Source organism: Phyllobacterium sp. MT110 (assembly GCF_058792715.1).
Map to the genome: position 1 here is coordinate 471,750 of NZ_JBXAFE010000003.1, position 20,211 is coordinate 491,960.

15 protein-coding genes are annotated in these 20,211 nt (G+C 60.1%); 10 read left to right on the plus strand and 5 right to left on the minus strand.

Translation table 11 applies throughout. The features are described 5' to 3' along the window. Positions 1-5: 5 nt before the first annotated feature. Entirely contained in the window at positions 6-3,989 is a 3,984-nt protein-coding gene (locus AC1Q5O_RS17325) for a non-ribosomal peptide synthetase (protein ID WP_492564593.1), read from the minus strand. A 39-nt stretch (positions 3,990-4,028) separates the two neighbouring features. After that, positions 4,029-4,235, minus strand: a complete 207-nt coding sequence (locus AC1Q5O_RS17330) for an MbtH family NRPS accessory protein (protein WP_223614812.1) — start codon at positions 4,233-4,235, stop codon at positions 4,029-4,031. Positions 4,236-4,495: 260 nt separating this feature from the next. Between AC1Q5O_RS17330 and AC1Q5O_RS17335 the strand changes: the two genes are divergently transcribed. The 7 genes from AC1Q5O_RS17335 (at position 4,496) to fhuB (ending at position 14,080) form a co-directional block, all read left to right on the plus strand. Further along, the gene (locus tag AC1Q5O_RS17335; RefSeq protein ID WP_492564793.1) at positions 4,496-5,437 is read left to right on the plus strand and encodes a GNAT family N-acetyltransferase; all 942 of its coding nucleotides are present in this window, start codon (positions 4,496-4,498) and stop codon (positions 5,435-5,437) included. 20 nt (positions 5,438-5,457) lie between these two features. Continuing rightward, positions 5,458-6,870 carry an MATE family efflux transporter gene (locus AC1Q5O_RS17340; protein ID WP_492564596.1) on the plus strand — a complete coding sequence of 471 codons (1,413 nt, stop codon included), beginning with the start codon at positions 5,458-5,460 and terminating at the stop codon, positions 6,868-6,870. After that, on the plus strand, positions 6,867-8,054 hold the full coding sequence (locus tag AC1Q5O_RS17345; RefSeq protein ID WP_492564598.1) for a PLP-dependent transferase: 1,188 nt from the start codon (positions 6,867-6,869) through the stop codon (positions 8,052-8,054). The genes AC1Q5O_RS17340 and AC1Q5O_RS17345 overlap by 4 nt, the downstream gene beginning before the upstream one ends. 185 nt (positions 8,055-8,239) lie before the next feature. Beyond that, on the plus strand, positions 8,240-10,402 hold the full coding sequence (locus tag AC1Q5O_RS17350; protein ID WP_492564600.1) for a TonB-dependent siderophore receptor: 2,163 nt from the start codon (positions 8,240-8,242) through the stop codon (positions 10,400-10,402). Between the two features lie 13 nt (positions 10,403-10,415). Then, the gene (locus AC1Q5O_RS17355; protein WP_346307729.1) at positions 10,416-11,195 is read left to right on the plus strand and encodes an ATP-binding cassette domain-containing protein; all 780 of its coding nucleotides are present in this window, start codon (positions 10,416-10,418) and stop codon (positions 11,193-11,195) included. A 17-nt stretch (positions 11,196-11,212) separates the two neighbouring features. Beyond that, positions 11,213-12,082 (plus strand): ABC transporter substrate-binding protein, encoded by an 870-nt coding sequence (locus AC1Q5O_RS17360; protein ID WP_492564602.1) that lies wholly within the window; start codon positions 11,213-11,215, stop codon positions 12,080-12,082. Continuing rightward, positions 12,083-14,080, plus strand: coding sequence for a Fe(3+)-hydroxamate ABC transporter permease FhuB (gene fhuB / locus AC1Q5O_RS17365; protein ID WP_492564604.1), 1,998 nt, complete (start codon positions 12,083-12,085; stop codon positions 14,078-14,080). Here the strand turns inward: fhuB and AC1Q5O_RS17370 are convergent. Then, positions 14,067-14,585 (minus strand): sigma-70 family RNA polymerase sigma factor, encoded by a 519-nt coding sequence (locus AC1Q5O_RS17370; protein ID WP_472459958.1) that lies wholly within the window; start codon positions 14,583-14,585, stop codon positions 14,067-14,069. The genes fhuB and AC1Q5O_RS17370 overlap by 14 nt on opposite strands. 323 nt (positions 14,586-14,908) lie before the next feature. Here AC1Q5O_RS17370 and AC1Q5O_RS17375 point away from each other — a divergent pair, with 323 nt between their 5' ends. Next, entirely contained in the window at positions 14,909-15,388 is a 480-nt protein-coding gene (locus AC1Q5O_RS17375) for a class I SAM-dependent methyltransferase (protein WP_492564607.1), read from the plus strand. 30 nt (positions 15,389-15,418) lie between these two features. Here AC1Q5O_RS17375 and AC1Q5O_RS17380 read toward each other — a convergent pair whose 3' ends face one another. After that, positions 15,419-17,152, minus strand: coding sequence for an adenylate/guanylate cyclase domain-containing protein (locus tag AC1Q5O_RS17380; RefSeq protein ID WP_492564609.1), 1,734 nt, complete (start codon positions 17,150-17,152; stop codon positions 15,419-15,421). A 265-nt stretch (positions 17,153-17,417) separates the two neighbouring features. On the opposite strand from AC1Q5O_RS17380, the gene AC1Q5O_RS17385 reads away from it, so the two are divergent. Further along, the gene (locus tag AC1Q5O_RS17385) at positions 17,418-18,509 is read left to right on the plus strand and encodes a glycosyltransferase family 4 protein (protein ID WP_492564611.1); all 1,092 of its coding nucleotides are present in this window, start codon (positions 17,418-17,420) and stop codon (positions 18,507-18,509) included. After that, complete coding sequence (locus AC1Q5O_RS17390) at positions 18,506-19,276, plus strand: polysaccharide deacetylase family protein (RefSeq protein ID WP_492564613.1); 771 nt, start codon at positions 18,506-18,508, stop codon at positions 19,274-19,276. Before AC1Q5O_RS17385 ends, AC1Q5O_RS17390 begins: the two co-directional genes overlap by 4 nt. On the opposite strand, the gene AC1Q5O_RS17395 is transcribed toward AC1Q5O_RS17390, so the two are convergent. Further along, positions 19,273-20,103 carry an MBL fold metallo-hydrolase gene (locus tag AC1Q5O_RS17395; RefSeq protein WP_463013201.1) on the minus strand — a complete coding sequence of 277 codons (831 nt, stop codon included), beginning with the start codon at positions 20,101-20,103 and terminating at the stop codon, positions 19,273-19,275. The two genes, AC1Q5O_RS17390 and AC1Q5O_RS17395, sit on opposite strands and share 4 nt — an antisense overlap. Between the last annotated feature and the right edge of the window lie 108 nt (positions 20,104-20,211).

The window sequence follows — 20,211 nt, forward strand, 5'->3', positions numbered from 1 at the left end:
GGGCCCTATCGGGCCTCGTCCAGCCGGTGGGAGAGGCGGCTGTGGAATGCCTGTGATCCGATTACGTGCAGATGGTTGGTGCCAGAGATGATTTCCGCCGGATTGGCCCGGGGAGAGTAGCGCCGCCAGTCGATCAGGTTGAGACCCCGATTCAGGCTGTCGTCGGCCGCCCAGGAATGGATCGGCACGTCATGCGGCTTCAGTTCGTGACGCCTGAAAATCAGGGCGTTGTCGATAAGGATCCAGAACGTGTGTTCGCGGCTGCTGATGTCCGGACCGTCCGTCGGCAGCGTGTCTTTCTCGTCGCCGACAAAGCGCAGGAACTGCTCATAGGTATCCTCGTCCATGACGTTGAGCAGGCGGTCCCATTCGGCGCGCATGGCGGTGCGCGACAACCATTCCTGCACGGTCGCGTGCAACTGGTCGCGTTCGCCCGGCTTGAAGCGCGGCTTGGCGCCGATGGCGAATTCGGTGCCGAGATCGCAGACGTCGACCATGGTGATCAGACGCAGGTCAATCTCGTCGCCGAGCTTGCGCGCGGTTTCATAGGCGAGCAGTCCGCCCCACGACCAGCCAAGGAAATAGCAGGGCTGGCCTTTGCTCTCGCGGCGGATGTAATCCACATAGCCTTGGATGATATCGTCGACGGATGAGCCGATTTCCTTCTGCTCGGAGAGCGAATAGCAGATGAAGCCCGTAGCGGGCTGATCGGCGCCGAGATAGTCGACCAGCTTGACATATTCGCGCGTGCTGACGAGAAGGCCGGGGAAGCAATAGAGCACGGGCTTGGTTCCCGATGCGCGCAGCACAATCACTTCGCTGCCCGCTTGGTCATTGCCGTTTTCGACGACCTGCGCGAATGCGCGGATCGTCGGATTGTTGAAGAGATCGGCAATCGTCGTGCGGTTCTGCGGTTTGCGCTGCCGCAGGGCCGTGAGGATGCGGATGGCGCCAAGGGAATTGCCGCCGATGGCGAAGAAGTTGTCCTCGACGCTGATCGGGCTGGTTTTCAGGATGTCCTGCCAGATATCGCGGATTTCTTCCTCGACGGCGTTTTCCGGTTCGACAATGTTGCGTTTCATGGGCGTTGGCGCGGGCAGGGCGAACCGGTCGAGCTTGCTGTTGGGATTGATCGGCATGGCTTTCAGCGGAACAATGGCCGAAGGCACCATGTAGGCGGGCAGCATACGCTCCAGCGCCGCGTGCATCTGCGCCACGTCAAGCTCAATGCTCTGTTTCGGCACGACATAGGCCACCAGCATCTTCTGCCTGGTGGCTTCATCGTCCCGCAGGACGACGAGCGCCTCGCCGACACCGTCGAGCTGGAGCAGCGCCGCTTCGATCTCACCGAGCTCGATGCGGTAGCCGCGCAGCTTGACCTGATGGTCGACGCGCCCGACGAATTCTACGGTGCCGTCTTCGCGCCAGCGGGTCAGGTCGCCGGACCGATAGAGGCGCCCGCCCTCTTTGGAGAACGGGTCGGGAATGAAACGGTCGGCTGTCGTATCGGCTTTGCCGATATAGCCGCGGGCCATGCCTTCGCCGGCAATATAAAGCTCGCCCGTCACGCCGATGGGGCAGGGGTTGAGGTCGGGATCGAGGACATAGACGCGACGATTGCCGACGGCACGGCCGATCGGTGCATAGGTGCCTTCGAATTTCTGCCCGGCACGCACTTTCCAGACCATCGGTGTCATGATGGTCTCGGTCGGGCCGTACCCGTTGATCAGCCATTCCGACTTCAGAGCCGTGGACAGGAGATCGAAGGTCTGCTGGGCAAGTCCTTCGCCACCAAAGGAATAGAGCCGCATCGGCGGTGCGCTGTCGGTGAGATCAGCCCATTCCGCCAGCTGCTGCAGATAGGTGGTGGGAATACTGGCATTGTTGGCGCCGTGCTTGCGCATGGCGGTCAGTGTTTCCTCCGGGGTCCACAGGGGCTGGTCCGGCAGAATGATGCTGCCGCCTTCCATCAGCGGGTTCATCCAACGCTCGTGGCCGCCATCGGAGCTGAAGGGCAGGAATGGCAGTTCGCGCGAGTCCGCGCTCATGCCGTAGACGCGCGAGGTGTTCTGCATGTGATGGGTCAAGGGGCCGTGCTCGACGGCAACGCCCTTGGGCAGGCCGGTCGAGCCCGACGTATACATGATGTAGGCGAGCTGGTCCTTGTGGACCTTGACGTCGGGGACGCTGTCCGGCTCCTCCGACAGGTCGAGTTTGTCAAGTTCAAGGATAACCGCATCGAGGCCTTCCGGAATGCGGTCAAGCAGCCAGCTGTGGGTGAGGATGACCTTCACGCCGCCATCGCGCAGGATGTGGTGGTTGCGGCTGGTGGGATGATCGGGCTCAACGGGGATATAGGCCCCGCCCGCCTTGAGCGTGGCGAGAATGCCGACGATGGCTTCGGGAGAACGCTTGACGGCAATCGCCACGCTGATGTCGGCACCGATGCCCAGCTTGATCAGCCGGTGCGCCAGCCGGTTGGCGCTGCGGTCAAGCTTGGCGTGGCTCCAGACTTCATCGGCAAAGATGATGGCGGTCTTGTCAGGCGTGCGCTGGGCATGGGCGGCGATGTGTTCATGCACCGCCCGGTCATCGTTGATCGTGTCATCCTCATAGGGAGCCGAGAGAACATCGAGTTCATCCTCGGCGATCAGGTCGATATCCTTGATGCGGACCTGTTCCCCGGCAATGGCCTGGGAGAGAACGCGCTGGAAATGAATGGCGGCGCGCTCGATCAGTGCCGGCTCATAGATGTCTTCGGCATGGTCGAACAGGCCGGCAAGCGCGCCGTCCGTCTTCGGGGTCAGCACCAGTGCCAGTTCCGCATCCGAGCGCGGCGCGACGGCCGGCACATGGTCTTGCGCCAGTGCGGAATGCCGGGACGGTTGACGGAACTCGAACAGGGATTTGACGATCGCGTCCTGTTCCCGTTCCTCATGCGTCTGGATTTCCTGCACGAGACGCTCGAACGGAACGAGATATTCCGTTCCTGTGGCAACCGCCGATGCAAGCGCTTTGCAAACATCCAGAAAGGCCGTGCGCGACGTCAGTTCAAGCTTCAGCGGCAGGATTTGCTCGCTGCGCGCTATGGTCTCCTGGCTCGTGGATCCAAGCAAAGTTCCATACTGCAGCGAATAGGTGCCGCTGTAACGGGCCAGGAGAACAGCGAAGGCGGCGGATAGCAGCTCTTCAATCTTCAACCCTTTCAGCGCTGCATAGGACTGGATGCCGGTCCAAAGCTTCGCATCGAGTGTGAATGGCACGCGCTTGCGCGCAGCACCGGCATATCCGGCAGCATTGAAGCGTGTGGGCAGGGTTGTCGCATTGTACTCCTCGCCAATCAGGTCGCGCCAATGGGCAAGGGCTGCCGCAAATTGCGGCGTTTCCAGCGCTTCTTCTTCGCGCATGCCGCGCTGCAGACTGTCGCCGGGAAGCACGGGCAATTCCCTGCCCTCGGCGAGCGCGATGAGATCGCTGCGCAGAATGGCAAGCGCTGCCTCATCGCAGACGATGGGGTGCAGCACGATTGTCGAGATCAGTTGGCCGTTATTGCCGGCAATCAATTGATAGCGGGCGGAAACACCGTTCAGGAGATCGAAGGGGCGGGCAATGAAGCCCGCCTTTTCCGTTTCGGCTTCTGTCGCGCTCAGGGGATTGCTGTCACTACCAACAATCTCATTGGAGGGAACGTCGCCCGGAACGGAAAACTGCTCGATACGACCACCGGCAAAGCGGCGAAAGCGCGTGCGCAAGGCGCTGTGCCGCTGCGCCAGCCGGTCGAGGGCGCTTTGCACCTGATCAAGAGTAACGCCCTTCTCCCAATGCAGGGAAAGCACCTGGAAGGGAAAAACCGTTGCGTTGCCGATCTGCTCGAGCGACCAGATGCGCTTTTGCGCCAGCGTCAGCGGAAAGCTTTCGGCCGCAGCGCTGGCGATGCCGTCCACGGCAACCGGTTCATTGGGTTCGGGTTGAGCGAAGAGTTTGTTCATGGTGTCACCGATCTGTTGTCTGAAAGGGATTGCCGGCAATCACGCCATGGCCTGCCGTAGGGCAAGCGGCCGCGGATCAACCCAGATTTTCTTGATTTCAACCAGGCATTCCTCGCGCGTGCCGCTGAAGCTTTCCTTGCTCCAGCCGACGGGCAGAGCCTTGTCATTGGACCAGACGGAATAGCGGTGTTCCTGATCGCGAACGATGCTCCAGGTCTCTGGCGACGTCTCGGCATTCGACATCATGCGGGCTCCTTGCAGAATAAAGACATGACCAAGAGACGGATGAACCCGCGCCCGATTTAAGCGGAACGGGAGAAAAATTTTTCAAAGTTTTGGCTAAATCGAGCGGTGTGCCGACCGTCTCTGTAGCAACCATCTTGTCAAAACTTGCCAGCGAGCAGGCTGCGGAGCGCATCATGACCCTTGTTTCCAATTTCTCCCAAGAAGCCAATGTTTCGCCGCTTCCAGCTTCAGGTCTGTCGTGCTTCCTGAAATCCGCCGAAATGAAAACGCCGGGCCAGATGCTGATTTCGACCGTGGCCGGGCGCTATCTCGCGGACGTCGAGCCAAGGGCTGGAAGTGTCCGCGTTCGGTTGCCGGATTTGAATGCCGACGAAACCGTTTCGGTTCTGGCTTCGGCCATCGAATTTCTGTCGGCGCAGTCGCGCAATATCAGTCTGGTTGAAGTCGACAATGTGCTGCCGTCGGATTTTCCACTGGGGACGCGCAGCGGCAATTCCTTGACCGTCGATACCAGGGAATTCTGGCAATGGCCGATGCCATGGATTGCCAATCCCGCCTGGCCGCACCCGCAGGTGCACGTCATGACCAATGGCCAGTATCATCCCAAACGCCCGCGCAAACCGGTCGGCGTTGCCTATGAACGTTACATTCCCTGGCTCGATCAGGTGCTTTCGTTCCGGGCTGCGGATCCGCTGACGGATCTCGGGCATTTCCATCGCTGGATGAATGACGAACAGGTCAATGTGATCTGGGAAGACGGCGGCGACAGGGAGAAGCACGCGGCCATTCTCGAGGAGCGATTGCATGATCCGCATGTCCTTGCACTAATCGGCTGTTTCAACGGCGTGCCGTTCGGCTATTTCGAGGTCTATTGGGCCAGGGAAAACCGGCTTGGACCCTATTACGACGCGCAGGATTACGACCGTGGCTGGCATGTGGCCATCGGCGAGCCGGCCTATCGCGGCAAGCAGTGGATCACGGCGTGGCTGCCGTCGCTGATGCATTTCATGTTTCTCGATGATCCGCGCACCCAGCGCATTGTCGGCGAGCCGCGCGCCAGCCATGAGCAGCAGATCCGCAATCTCGACCGCTCGGGCTTTTCCAAGGTGAAGCACTTCGATTTCCCGCACAAACGGGCCATGCTGGTCATGCTGCTGCGCGAACGCTTTTTCGACGACAGGCTTTGGGTGCCCGCACCATGAATCCCGAAGAAATCGGGCAAATGAAGCCAAGGCGCGCCTATTTTGCGCCAGACGATCTCAACGATCCGGCGCTGACGCGCCTCATCTTCCGGCTCGGCCTGCCGGCCGTGGCGGGCCTGTCGATCAATGCAGTGCATCATACGATCAACATGGTGTTTGTCGGTATGATCGGCGCCCATGAAATTGCCGCCATCACGGTTGTCCTGCCGATCCTGATGATGATCGGTGCCATCGGCGAGGGGCTTGGCGTCGGTGTGGCGACCGCCGTCGGGCGTGCCCTGGGCAGCGCCAACCCGCAGTGCGCCAATGTGACGGCATCGACACTCATGGTTTTGACTGTGCCGCTCGGTATCGTGCTCACCACAGGCATCCTTGTCTTCCGGCGTGAACTGCTCGGCCTGTTCGGTGCCAGCGAAGCGATCATGCCGCTTGCCGAACACTACCTGATCATCGTCGCCTTTTCGGTGACGTTGACGATGCTCCAGATAGTGTCGGATTTCATCGCCATCTCGGAAGGCAATACGCGTTTCAGCATGTGGACGCTGCTCGGGTGTTTTGCCCTGAACATCATTCTCGATCCGATCATGATCTTCGGCTTTGGCTTCGGGCTTGCGGGCGCCGCCATGGCAACCATCCTGTCCCAGATCGCGGCGATTGCCGCCTACGCGCTGTATTTCCGCAAGCGCATGGGCACACTGCACCTGTCGGCGCGCTTTGCCGCGTTCCGGGCGGATATATTGAAACCGGTATTCTCCATCGGCCTGCCGACGACGCTGACCAGCATGCTGAGCAGCATCAGCTTCGCCGTGCTGTTTACCTATGCCGGGTTCTATCGCGGCGACAGCGGCATTGCCGGCGTCGGTATCGCGCTGCGGGTTCTCACTCTGGGCATGCTTCCCATCGTCGGTCTGTCGCTCGGCGGCCAGGCGGTCCTGAGCTTCGCCTGGGGCGCGGGGAAGACGCCGCGATTGCTGGCGGCATCGAACCTGCTCCTGATGCTGACCTCGGCTTTTTCCGTGGCCTACGGGCTTGGTGCCGTTCTCCTGCGCTATCCCATTGCAGCCATTTTCACCGATGATCTGGAGATTGCCCGGATCGCCGCGCTGACCATCATCGTCACCCATATTCCCTTCATCTTTTTCGGTATGAGGCAAATCCTTGTCGTGCTCCTGCAGGCACAGGGCAGGGCGCGGCTCGCCGCCACGATCAGCATCGCGCAGAACGGCTATTTCCTCCTGCCACTGCTGTTTGTCCTGCCGCATTTCCTTGGCTTTGACGGCCTTCTTGCCAGCCTGTTCCTGGCTCCAACGCTGACCGCACTTCTGTCCGCCGTCATTCTTTTCACCACGCTGCGCCAGCTGCGCGGCGATACCGCTGTTCCCGATCTTCCCATCGCAACCTTCAACAACACCGTGTCTGAGAGGGCATCATGAACAAATCCATGCCACCCCATGAATTCGACCCAATGGAATTGCCGGACGACCTGTTTTCACCGGTCGATGCGGCTGCCTTCAATGCTGTGTCGCCGCCGATCTTCCAGACGTCGCTCTTCACCTACGACACTTATGAAGCCATGGAAGATGTGTTTGCCGGGCGTGCGCGCAATTACATCTATTCGCGCGGCGACAACCCGACGGTGCGCGAATTCGAACTGCTGACCGCCCGCCTGGAGGGCGCGGAAGACGGACGCGGCTTCTCCAGCGGTACGGCCGCGATCACAGCGACCATTCTCAGCCTTGTCGAGTCCGGCGACCGCGTGGTTGCCGTCCAGCATCTCTACAATGACATCTATCGGCTGTTCGTGAAGCTGCTTGCCCGGTTTGGTGTCACGGTGGATTTCGTCGATCCGTCCAATCATGACGAAGTGCGCGCGGCGTTGCCGGGCGCCAAGCTGCTCTATCTGGAAAACCCGACATCGATGGTGTTCGAACTGCAGGACATCGAAGCCCTGACGTCCATGGCCAAGGAATATGGCGTGACGACTGTCATCGACAATTCCTGGGCGACGCCTCTCTTCCAGAAGCCGATCCAGCATGGCGTCGACATTGTCATCCACGCCGCTTCGAAATATCTTGGCGGCCACAGCGATACGGTGGCGGGCGTTGTTGTCGGGCCGCGTGACCTGATCGCCAAGATCAACAGCTCGACCTATCCCTATATCGGCGCAAAACTCTCGCCGTTCGAAGCGTGGCTGCTGCTGCGCGGTATGCGTACGCTGAAAGTCCGGCTGAAAGAGCACATGCACAACGGGCTCGTCCTCGCCAAGCACCTGCAACAGCACAACGATATCGCCCTTGTCCGCCATCCCGCCTTTTCGGATCATCCTGGCAAGAAGACGCTGACGGGCTTTTCCGGCCTCTTTGCCTTCGATCTGAACCCGGACATCGATGTCGCGCGCTTTGTCAACGCGCTGCGCCATATCCGCCTTGGCGTCAGCTGGGGCGGACCGGAAACGCTGGTGGTTCCTGCCAAAGCCGCCTTGCAGATTCCTGACCGGATGACCTCCTTCGTACGCTTTGGCGTCAATCCGCAGACCATCCGTTTCGCTGTCGGTCTGGAGGAGCCCGAGGTCATCTGGAACGACATCCAGCAGGCCCTCCACGCCGCCAGGTTGTAGGCAGGACACAGGCAAAACAAAGTTGGTCAAGGCGGGTGAAAAAGACGGACATTTCGTCGAACGCGCCTTGACTCGGAGAACATGATAAATGTAGTCATGTTTTGAATATGAGAATAATACTCATATTAAATATCGAATAGTCTCAGGGTTTTAACGGGGGTTTGGTCATGCGGGGTTGCAGGACGATGATTTGGAACGGGGTCAATTCAGCCGGGCGCAAGCAGCGTTCGCACAAACGTCTGCTGATGACCACATCGCTGGCAACGCTCATGACTGCCAATCTCGCCTATGCGCAGCAGGCACCGACCATCGAGCTCAATCCGATTGTCATCAACAGCGGCGACGATGCCACCGGCCCCGGCAATGGTTATCTCGCCAACAGCACCTTGACAGGAACAAAGACGAGCACGCCGCTGCGCGAAGTTCCCCGTTCTGTTTCCATTATCACGCGCGAGCAGCTGGATGACCGTCCGTCGCAGCGAATCGAGGATGCGCTGGCCTATACGGCGGGGGTGACCAGCTCGCCCTGGGGTGTTGACGAACGCTATAATCAATTCATGATCCGTGGTTTCGACGTCGGCCCTTATGCGGTGTCTCGCGACGGGCTGCCGCAGCGGACGATTGATTTCTCCGGCTTCAAGGCCGAGCCCTACGGACTTGAGCGTATTGAGATCATCAAAGGGGCGGCGTCGGTACTCTATGGTCAGAACGGTGCCGACGGCCTGGTGAACCTGACGACCAAGCGGCCAACCAAGGACCCGCTGTACAGTGCCTATGCCGGCTACGGCTCGCACAATACCTATGAAGTCGGTCTCGATGCCGGCGGTCCGCTGGACAAGGAAAGCGTGTGGACCTACCGCCTGACCGGTCTGTTCCGCGAGGGACATGAGGCGATTGATTTTTCCAAGAACAACCGCGTGTTCATTGCACCGGCGATCACCTGGTCGCCCAGCGCCGACACCTCTCTGACGGTCTTCGCCAACTATCAGTGGGATAAGCTTCCGCCCAATACGTTCCTGCCTGTTGCGAGCCCGCTTCATCCCAACCTGCCGAAATTCTCGCGCAGCTTCACAACGTCGGATCCGGATTTTGACCGCTTCAACGCCAATCATGGCTCGATCGGCTATTCCTTCGAGCATCGTTTCAACGATGCCTGGACGGTTCGCCAGAACCTTCGCTACACCTCGCAGGACACGGATTACCGCCACCTCTATTACACCCAGATGCTGGACGAGCAGACCCTGGGCAGAGCCGCCTTCACGGTCGATGAAACGGCGACCATCTTCAGCGTCGACAACAGTGCGCAATACGACTACCAGTCCGATCATATCAAGAACACGCTGTTGATGGGCGTCGACTACAGCCGCTACACGGTTGACGGTCACAACGGATATGCACCCGGACCCGGTCTCAATTTCGAGAACCCGGTCTATGGCATCGATGTGCCGATGCCGGGAACGATTGTCGACCGGAAGACCACGACAGACCAGGTTGGCATCTATGCGCAGACACAGACCAAGATCAACGATCGCTGGCTGCTCAATCTCGGCGGGCGGCAGTCCTGGTTCGAGGAAAAGACGGATGACCGCCTGAGCAATACAAGAACGGATACATCGGACAATGCCTTCACCGGCAATGTCGGCCTCGGCTATCTCTTCGACAATGGCATCACACCCTATGCGAGCTACTCCACCTCGTTCGTGACCAATATCGGCCAGGATGCCCTGACCGGTTCCCCTTATGCGCCGTCAAAGGCGCGGCAATACGAGGTCGGCGTCAAGTATGATCCCGATTTCATGCCGGCGCATTTCACCGCTGCCTTGTTCGACATCACGAAAACCAATGTACTGGCCTTTGTCAGTGACGGTGCATATCGCCAGATCGAAGAAGTGCGCCATCGCGGCTTTGAGTTCGAATCCACTGTTGATCTCTTCCACAATGTCAGCCTGACAGGCAGCTACACCTATCTCGACGCTGAAATCACGGCCAGTTCTCTGCCCGAAGTCGGCAACCGCACGCCGATGGTGCCCAAGAACCAGGCCTCGCTCTGGGCCAAATACACCTTTGACTCCGGCCTTCTTCAGGGGCTGAACATCGGCTCCGGCATACGCTATGTCGGCAGTTCCGTCGGCAGCGGTGCCAGTGGCAAGCAGGTGAACGTTCCTGACTATACGCTGGTCGATGCGGCCGTCAGTTATGAGAAGAATGGATGGAAGGGCGCGCTCAAGGTCAGCAATCTCTTTGACAAGGGCTACTATTCCACCTGCTCGACCGACTATGACAATGCACCGATGTGTATCTACGGCGAAGGCCGGACAATCAAGGGTACCTTGTCGGTCAAATTCTAAGGTCAAACATAAAATGAACGGAACGTCCTTTTCCCTCAGTGGTGTCGGTTTCGATATCGACGGAAGAACCCTGCTTCATCCATTGACACTGGACGTTCCGAAAGGGGAGGTGGTCGGCATTCTGGGCCATAATGGTTCCGGCAAGTCGACGCTGCTGAAAATCCTGGCCAGGTTCCAGGCGCCGACGCGCGGGCAGGCTGACTATCACGGCCAGCCGCTCGCCTCGTTCCGCCCCAAGGACTATGCCAGGAAGGTTGCCTATCTGCCGCAGCAGACGCCGGACACCGATGGCATGACGGTCAGGGAAGTGGTTTCGCTCGGCCGTTATCCCTGGCACGGGGCACTTGGCCGCTTCTCGCTCACCGACCGCACCAAAGTGTCCGAAGCCCTGGAGTTGACGGGACTGACACCGTTTGCCGACCGTATCGTGGACACGCTGTCCGGCGGCGAACGGCAACGCGCCTTTCTCGCCATGCTCATTGCGCAGGATACGGAATGTCTTCTGCTGGATGAGCCGATCTCGGCGCTCGATATCAACCACCAGATCGAAGTGATGAGCCTCATCCGCATGCTGGCGCATGAGCATGATCGCTCGGTCCTGATCGTCCTGCACGATATCAACATGGCCGCGCGCTTCTGCGACCGGCTGATCGCCCTGTCGGGCGGCAGGCTTGTGGCCCATGACGAGACCGATGCGCTGATCACGGCCGACAAGCTCAACGCCATTTACGGGGTCCGCATGGGTATTTTCCGCCATCCGGAAACACAGTCGCCCATAAGCTACGTTCTCTAAGGATCGGGATTCTGATGATGGCCGCGCTGCGCCGCCGCGATTTTCTGTTCGGCTCAGGCCTTCTGCTTGCATCGCCACTGCTCGCGCGTGCTGCCAGGGCTGCGACGCCGCGCATCATTTCGCTGGACTACGGTTTGGCGCAGACGCTGATCGAATTCGGCACGCCGCCCGTTGGCCTGATCGACACACAGGGCTGGTACGACTGGGTCATGGAGCCGACCCTGCCGCCGGGCATTGCCAATGTCGGTTCGAACTATGAGATCAACATGGAAATGCTGCAGCTGCTGCAGCCCGATCTGATCATTTCGACACCCTATCTCGAATGGATCAGGCCACAGCTCGAGACAATCGCGCCGGTTAAATCCTTTCCCATCCATGCACTCGGATCTTCGCCATATCCGCACATCGTTGCTGCAACGCTGGAGCTGGGGCAGATCGTCGGGCGGCCGCAGGAAGCGCAGGCCCTGATTGACCGCACCGAGCGGGAGCTGCTGGCGGCAAAGGCGGCAACCCGGCGTCTCGCCGAGCAGAAACTGGCCATCATGACGTTTTTGGACGCCCGCAACATTCGGGTTTATGGCCCTGGCGGTATCTTTCAGGACGTTCTCGACCGGCTCGACCTGCACAATGCCTGGACAAGACGAACCAATGAATGGGGTTTCAGCGATGCGGGGCTTGCCGATCTCATTGCCATTGGCGACAGCCGCATTTTCTACATGGATCCGGTTCCTCCGGATGTTCTGGCTGGCTTGGCGGGAAGTCCTCTATGGCAGGCCATGCCCTTTGTTCAAAGGGGCCATGCCGAGCGCATGGCCAGTGTGCTGATGTTCGGCGCCTTGCCGTCGGTCTCCCGCTTCGCCCGTCTTCTGGCGGAGGTAAAAGTCTAGATGTTGCGTACGTCGTCATCCCAACGTCTGATCTGGACAGGTGCCCTGTGGCTGGTTGCGCTCGGCGTTGCTGCTTTCAATCTGTGGCCGATGATCGGCAAGCTCGGTCTTGACGCCGTTTTCCTGCCTCCGCCGGCAAGCGACGGTGAGGCGGTCCTCCTGCACTACAGCCTGCTGCCGCGTCTGGCCATGTCCGTCGTCTGCGGCTTTGCGCTGGGATTGTCCGGCACGCTATTCCAGCATGTGCTGCGCAATCCGCTGGCATCGCCCTCGACGCTGGGTATCGAGGCCGGGGCGCAACTGGCGCTTGGCGTGGCGATCCTGTGGTTTCCGGCCTTGCTTGGCTGGAGCCGGGACCTCACCACGGCCATTGGCGGGTTCGCGGCCATGGCCATCGTCTTCGCTGTGGCGTGGCGTTTCCAGTTCCAGCCTGTCACCGTCATCCTGGCGGGTCTCGTCATGGGGCTTTACTGCACCGCAATCACGACCATTCTGGTGCTGATGAACAATCATTATCTCGCCGGCCTGTTCGTCTGGGGCGGCGGTTCGCTCAATCAGAACGACTGGCGCGATGTGAGCGCGCTCCTGCCAAAAATCGCTTTCTTCACGTTTCTGGCGTTTCTTCTCGCCCGGCAACTGAATGTGCTGACCCTTGGCGACGCGGCGCAGGGGCTCGGCATGAAGCTTCAAACCACGCGTGCCCTGACCCTCATCGTCGCCGTCGCATTGACGACATTCACGGTGAGCGTGGTGGGCATCATCGGCTTCCTTGGCCTCGCCTCGCCGGCCATTGCCCGGGCGATCGGCGCGCGGCGCATCAAGGACCGGCTGATCGTCGCGCCCCTTGTCGGTGCGGGGCTGCTTGTCCTGATCGACCAGCTGCTGCAGATGCAGGCGGCCGTGACCGGCATCCTGCTGCCGACCGGCGCCGTGACGGCGTTGATCGGGGTGCCGGCATTGCTGATCGTCATGTTGCGCCGCAAGGCCGCGGGGCAGCCGACAGCTGCCGCGTCGCCGGTGCGCAGGAGCCGGCATCCGGCGCTGATCCTGACCGCGCTTGCCGGTCTGCTGCTGCTTGCCTGTGTTGCCGCCGTCTTTGTCGGCCGCGGCATCGACACGGCCTGGGCCATTCATACCGGCGCCATGCTGGACTCCCTGCTGCCGTGGCGATTGCCCCGGCTGATTGCGGCGCTGTCTGCCGGAACAATGCTGGCGCTTGCCGGCAGCCTGCTGCAACGGCTGACCGGCAATTCCATGGCCAGCCCCGAGGTGCTCGGCGTCAGCGCGGGTACGGCCTTTGGGCTGCTGTGCGTGCTGTTTGTCGCGGCGCAACCCGATTACATCGACAGGCTGCTTGGCGGTTTTCTCGGCGCGTCCGCGGTCCTTGTGGCGCTGTTTGCCATGAGCTGGCGCAAAGCGCAGTCGGGCAACCAGTTCCTCATTATCGGCGTCTCGCTGAGTGCGTTCCTGACGGCGCTGATTTCAGTCATCCTGGCATCGGGCGATCCGCGCGCCATGTCGCTGATCAGCTGGATGACGGGATCGACCTACAGTGTCACCGGCACCGCGGCGGTCATTTCGCTGATCTGCGCTGTAGCGGCAATGGCGGTGGTGCCGGTCTTCCTGCGGCCCTTGCAGCATTTTGCGCTGGGCGAAATGTCCGCCCATTCCCATGGCGTCAATGTCCGGACATTCCGCATCCTTATCCTCGGTTTCGCCGCCCTGTTGACAGCTGTCGCGACGCTCGTCGTCGGGCCGTTGAGCTTTGTCGGTCTGATGGCGCCGCATCTGGCCCAGCGCATCGGACTGACACGCGGATTTCCGCATCTTCTCGGTACGGCTCTGTTTGGCGCGTTGTTGATGGCGGTCGCGGATTTCATCGGCCGCACGGCCTATTTCCCGTGGCAATTGCCGACGGGATTGATCGCGACGCTTCTGGGCGGTCCGGTGTTTGCGCTGCTGCTCCTGCGCCCGCGCAAGACGGCTAGGCGACTTTGAGTGATTGCTCGCAGTAGCGGTGGGCATCCTTGATCATGAAGTTCACCAGGGTGCGCGAGACGCCCAGTTCTTCGGCAATGTCCTTCTGCGGCACACCTTCGATGCGGTGGCGGATGAACGCATCGTGGGTGCGCTTGGGCAGATCGTTCAATGAGGTCATGACCCGGTTGAGCGCCTCTGTCATCACGATACAATCAAGCGCGTTGACGCAAGGCGCCGGCACGGAATCCACGCCGTCCATCGGCATGAGATTCTTCTTCTCGTATTGCCGCTTCCGCGCCTCATCGAGCGCAAGATTATAGACCATGCGGCAGGCATATCCGACCGGACAATGAATGCAATTTGTCTGCATGGTGCAAGCTTTGACGATGGCGTCGTGAAATATATCTTCCGCCTGTGCATGGGAGTGCAATACACTTTCGGCAATAGCTATCAGTTTATTTTTGTATTTAACCAGTGCATCAATAAGAACATTTTCATCATGAAGACTCTTTTCTTTTGGCATGATCTTTATTCTTTTTTGCATCGGATTGTATTGCCGCTCATGGCAACATGAGATACGGCCAGAAATATTTCAAATTTTGAAATATCCAGCTTTGCAACTATCGCGAGTGCAGCTATACAAGAACTTGAGAAAAAGAGTCAAGTTAAAGAAAATGCGATTTGAAGAGGCGCCTTCAAGGCGGCGGCAAGCCGGGGATTCGAGGGTGGTTCCGCCCGACGCGATCAAAAAGAATCTATCGGATATGTCGTTTGACGCGGTCGACCCGGCTGCGTCGGCCTGCTAAGCCAAGCCTGTAGTGAATTGACAGTGGATACCCGATCATCATGAGCCGTCTTGACAGCTTCATCCGCCGCGTGACGGCCCAGCGCGATGTTCTCAACCATATCAGCGACACGGTCAGGGAACTGCCGGGGCCGGTGCTGGAGCTGGGTCTCGGCAATGGCCGCACCTACGATCATTTGCGCGAGCGGTTTCCGGATCGGCGGATCATTGCGTTTGATCGGGCATCCCATGCCTACAAGGCTTCCACGCCCGATCCGGAAAACATGATTATCGGGGAAATCAGGGAAACTGCGCAAAGCTTTCTCGGCATCGACGCGGCACTGGTGCATGCGGACATCGGCACGGGCTATCCGGACCAGGATGCCATCACCCAGACATGGCTGCCGCAGCTGGCCGCCGGGCTGCTGGCCCGTCACGGTATCGTCGCCAGTGGCCTGGCGCTGGATCATCCCGCGCTTGAACTGCTTCCCTTGCCTGCCAGCGTCAAGCCGGGACGTTACTTCCTCTATCGCCGCCGCTGATCCCGCGTCAAAGGGCATGTGCCGCGCGCTTTACCCGAAACGAATGCTGCTTTCCTGCGGAACAATGTAGACCCGAAGCGGAAGCGCCCGCCCGCGAATGGCAACGTCCCTGACCTCAAGCCCTGCGGTATCGGAAGCGGCGAGGGTGACGACCGGTTCTGAAACCACGAGGGTTACGTCGAATTCCTTCGCAACGGCTTCCAGCCGGCTGGCGACATTGACGGTGTCGCCAATCGCGGTCAGGCTCTTCACCGCCCCGTACCCCATCGCGCCGACAATGGCCGGACCGGTGTGAATGCCGATGGCAACGCGCAGTGGCATGCTCAGCTCACCCGCCAGTTCATCGTTCAGCCGTTCGATTTCCTTGACGATGATGGCAGCCGCCTTCAACGCGTTCTTGCAACCGTCGGCGGCAGAACCCGTCAGACCAAACAGCGCCATTGCCCCATCGCCGATGAATTTGTCGAGCCGTCCCCCCGAACGCTCGACGGCCTGGCCGACGATCGCGAAGTACCGGTTGAGCAGGAAAACGATATCGTAGGGCAGCCGGGCTTCCGTCAGCATGGTGAAGCTGCGGATATCGCAAAACAGGATGGCGATTTCGCGCTCCCGTCCGGGGCTCGCCTGCTGGCTGCCTGCCGGTACGATGCTTTCAAGACTGGGCACGAGAAGCGGTGCAACACTGATATTGGCGGTTGGATGCAACTGGCAGGCGAGACGCACGCCATAGTCCGCCCCGATGCGTGTGAGAGTGGTCTGCTCGATCGGTTCGGGCGGAGGCAGCGTCTCGGCGCCCTCCAGAACCTGGACACGGCAGGTTGAACACCGGCCTTTGCCGCCGCAGACCGCGTAATGCGGTATGCCGCCGAGGCGGCTGGCTTCAAGGACGCTGAACCCGAGGGGAACGCGCACGCTTTCGCCATCGGCATACCGGATTTCAATCTGGGTCGCGCGCTCGCGCCAGCGGCGGCGGAGTCGCAAGGCGACAACCAGCGCCAGCCCGCCGCCGAAAGCGCCATACAATCCGGTCTTGATCAGAAACTCGTCTTGCTTGACCTCGGCGCGTTCGGCAGGGGAGGCGTAGCGCGTGGCATTGAAGTTCTTGTGACCCTGATAGCCCGATGAAGGGAACTCGCCGTAGCCCGAGGCGGGCGACATGTTGGCGATGGTCCGGCCGGTATTGGCAAAACCAAGCAGGGCGAGCACCGGCAACAGGATGGCGACGGTCAACAGCACCGGTGCAGCGCTTTGATACCATTGCCGGTAGCGCAGCCAGAAATGGATGCCGATGCAGCCGTGGCACCAGATGACGATCAGGGCGAGGGTCTGCTTGACGCCGTTGAAGGGGGAGGTGATCCAGAAACCGCGTATGATCGCTTCGTAGCTGTCGTAGTAGTTGGATAGCTCATGGCGGATGCGCGTGCCGACCACGTGGTCGATGATGAGCAGCGGGATCACCAGCCCCAGAATGATCTGCAGCGCTTCACCCACCGGCATGTAGAACGTCCGTCGCAAGTAGAGTGACCGCATCGCGAGCATGACATGCGTGACCGCAGCGCCGTAGAAAAGGGTGGTGCCGACGGGATTGCGCCAAATGGCGAGAAACCAGCGGCGCCCTTCTTCGGCGGCGGCAAGCGAGATGAGGTTGAGCGCATGATTGGTCAGATGCAAGGTCAGGAATGTGAGCATGATCAAGCCCGATGCCAGCCGCGCCCTGCGCAGGGCCCGCTCGGAAAGCATGGGTGCTATCGTTGTTATCGTCATGAATACCGCATCAATTCCCGCATCTTGTCAGCCATATGGTTTCCCCTGTCCTCCGTCGCCGTGCAAAGCTTATGCGAGCCCATCTGATTTGGCGAGCGGGAGGCGAGCGATCAAGCGCAATGATGGCTTTTTGACAAACAATCATGGCGGTACAGATCAAAAGATTGTTAGTGTCAGACGTCAGGAACCGGCTATAGATTTGCCGGAATCGGCAAGCGTTCGCCGAAATGGTTGAAACGATTGTGAAATACTGGATTGCGTGCGCATGCAGGTTGCCTTTTACGCGCCCTTGAAATCACCCAATCACGCGACGCCGTCGGGCGATCGTGAGATGGCTCGGCTGCTCATGTCAGCGCTGCGCAAAGCCGGACACCAGGTCGAAGTCGTGTCGGAACTGCGCAGCTTCAGCGCATCGCCCGCAATCGAAGAGCGCGAACCCATCGCCGCGGCGGCGCGCGCCGAGGTTGAGCGCCTCGCAGGCCTCTGGCAGACCGGACGAAAACCCGATCTCTGGTTCTGTTATCACCCCTATTACAAGGCGCCGGACCTGATCGGCCCCGTCATGGCAGCGGCGATGGATGTTCCCTACATCACCGCGGAAGCATCCTATTCGCCGCGTCGCAATGCGCTTGGCTGGGCCGGGACACAAATTCTTGTGGCTGAAGCGGTGCGCGCAGCCGCGGTCAACCTGTGTTTTACGCAACGCGACATGGATGGGCTCGCAAGCAATATTCCCGGCGCGCGCCTTGCCCGGTTGCAACCGTTTATCGATACCGTGCCTTTTCGTGAAAGCAGCATCGGGCATAATCCGCATCGGCTGGTCACCGTGGCGATGATGCGGCCGGGTGACAAGTTCCGCAGCTATGAAATGCTGGCCAAGGCTCTGTCACGGATTGTCGAACGGCCTTGGACCCTGACGATTGTCGGCGACGGTCCGGCCCGCAACGATGTGCAGGCGTTGTTTGCCGCTTTCGGTGATCGCATCCAGTGGCTCGGACAACGGAACGCCGGTGACATTGCCGCGTTGTTGCGTCAGGGTGGTATTTACGTCTGGCCCGGTTGCGGCGAAGCCTACGGCATCGCCTATCTTGAGGCACAGGCAGCGGGTTTGCCTGTTGTTGCGCAGGCAACGGCTGGCGTTCCCGAAGTAGTCGAGGATGGTGTGACCGGTTTCCTGACGCGGGACGATGATGTGCCGGCTTACGCCGCCGCCATCGCCAGCCTTTTGGATGACAATGATCTGCGGCAGTCCATGGGGGCGCGGGCGCGGCGGTTTGTTCTGGAGGAGCGGTCGCTGGAGAATGCGGTACGACAACTGGATGCTGTGCTGACACAATTCATGGGACGGAGCCGATGACGGAAGACCCAATCTGGCAGCCTCTGCAGGCGGAACTCGCGCGCTGGATCCATGCCAGCCGCAGTGCAAAATTCTGGTTGCGCGATGACGACGCGGTCGAGCCGACCGCCGCGCTGGACCGCTTCATCGGCCTGGCCAACGATTTTGACGTGCCGGTGACGCTCGCGGTGATACCAGCCCATACCGGCGAGGTGCTGGCGGAGCGCCTTGCGGTGGAGCGCCGGATCTGCGTTACGGTTCACGGCTGGTCGCATGAAAACCATGCGCCGAAGGACCGGAAGAAGCAGGAACTCGGCCCCAACCGGCCTCAGGAGTTGGTGCTGCGGCAATTGCGTGAGGGATGCGTGCTGCTCGCCAGGCTGTATCCTGATCGGTTTGTGCCCGTTCTTGTGCCGCCCTGGAACCGGATTGATGCGGCACTCCTGCCTTATCTCAAAGCGTGCGGGTTCAAGGCGCTCTCCGTGTTTGGCCCGGCCAAGCCGGTGGAAACTTCGGTGCCGCAGATCAACACCCATGTCGATCTGATGGACTGGCACGGCACGCGCGGCTGCCGCGACCACGCGGAACTGGTCGGCGCCATCGTGGAACAGCTGCGGCTGCGGTTTGACGGAAGCGGTGAGCCAATCGGGATTCTGACCCATCATCTTGTTCACGACGAGTCGGCTTGGGTATTCCTGACCAAGCTCTTTCAGGTCGTTGCACGAACACCGGGCGGGCGCTGGCTCTCTGTTGCCGATCTGATGAAGAGCCAGAAGCCAGGGGGTTAGAGATCTATGACCTGGCCGTCGCGGGCGGCAAATGTCCCGCTGAAGCGCTCTCTGGCCAATGTCTCGAATGCGTCGATCTCGTCATCGGTGCGCGAGGGCGCGTGATGGAAGAGCGCCAGTTTGCCGATCTTGCCGGCCGCCGCCAGCTTGACACCGTGCTGCCATGTGGAATGGCCATAGCCGAAGCGCCGCGGCATCTCGTCTTCCGTGTAGGTGCAGTCGTAGACGACGAGATCGGCGCCATCGATCAGGCGCAGCACGGCCGGGTCGAGGATACCGGCTTCGTGTTCCGTGTCGTAAATGAGCGCTAGCACCTTGCCCGCCCATTCGATGCGGTAGCCGATGCAGCCGCCGGGATGGTTCAGGCTGTCGGTCCGGATGGTGACGCCCTCGCGCGGTGTCAGCACATCGCCGGAGCGGAAATCGCGAAAGCCGAGACTTGCCTTGCAAATATCCGGCTCGACGGGAAACCAGGGCGGCCGCATGAACTGGCGGACCATTTCCCGGGTGGTCATGATCCCCGCGAGGTGGCCGGACCAGAGCCGTACATTCATCATCGGATTGTAGAGGGGGGCAAAATACGGCAGGCCGATAATGTGATCATAGTGGCTGTGGGTGAAAATAATATCGATCTGGTCGACGCCTTGCACCGACAGGGCATCACCCGCCTGACGCAGGCCGGAGCCCCCGTCAAAGATCATTCTATGTTCACCGCAACGCACTTCGATACATGACGTGTTTCCGCCATAGCGTTCAAATTCGGGGCCGGAAACTGGTACGCTGCCACGCGTTCCCCAGAATTTCACCCGAAATATCTCTTCACTCATACGTTTCTCACACCCAATTCCCCGTTTTTTTGGTCATCGTAACCAAACTGCAGACGTTATGCGAGGCTTGGATTTTGTTTTATTGGCTAAGTGCGCAATAAAAGTCTG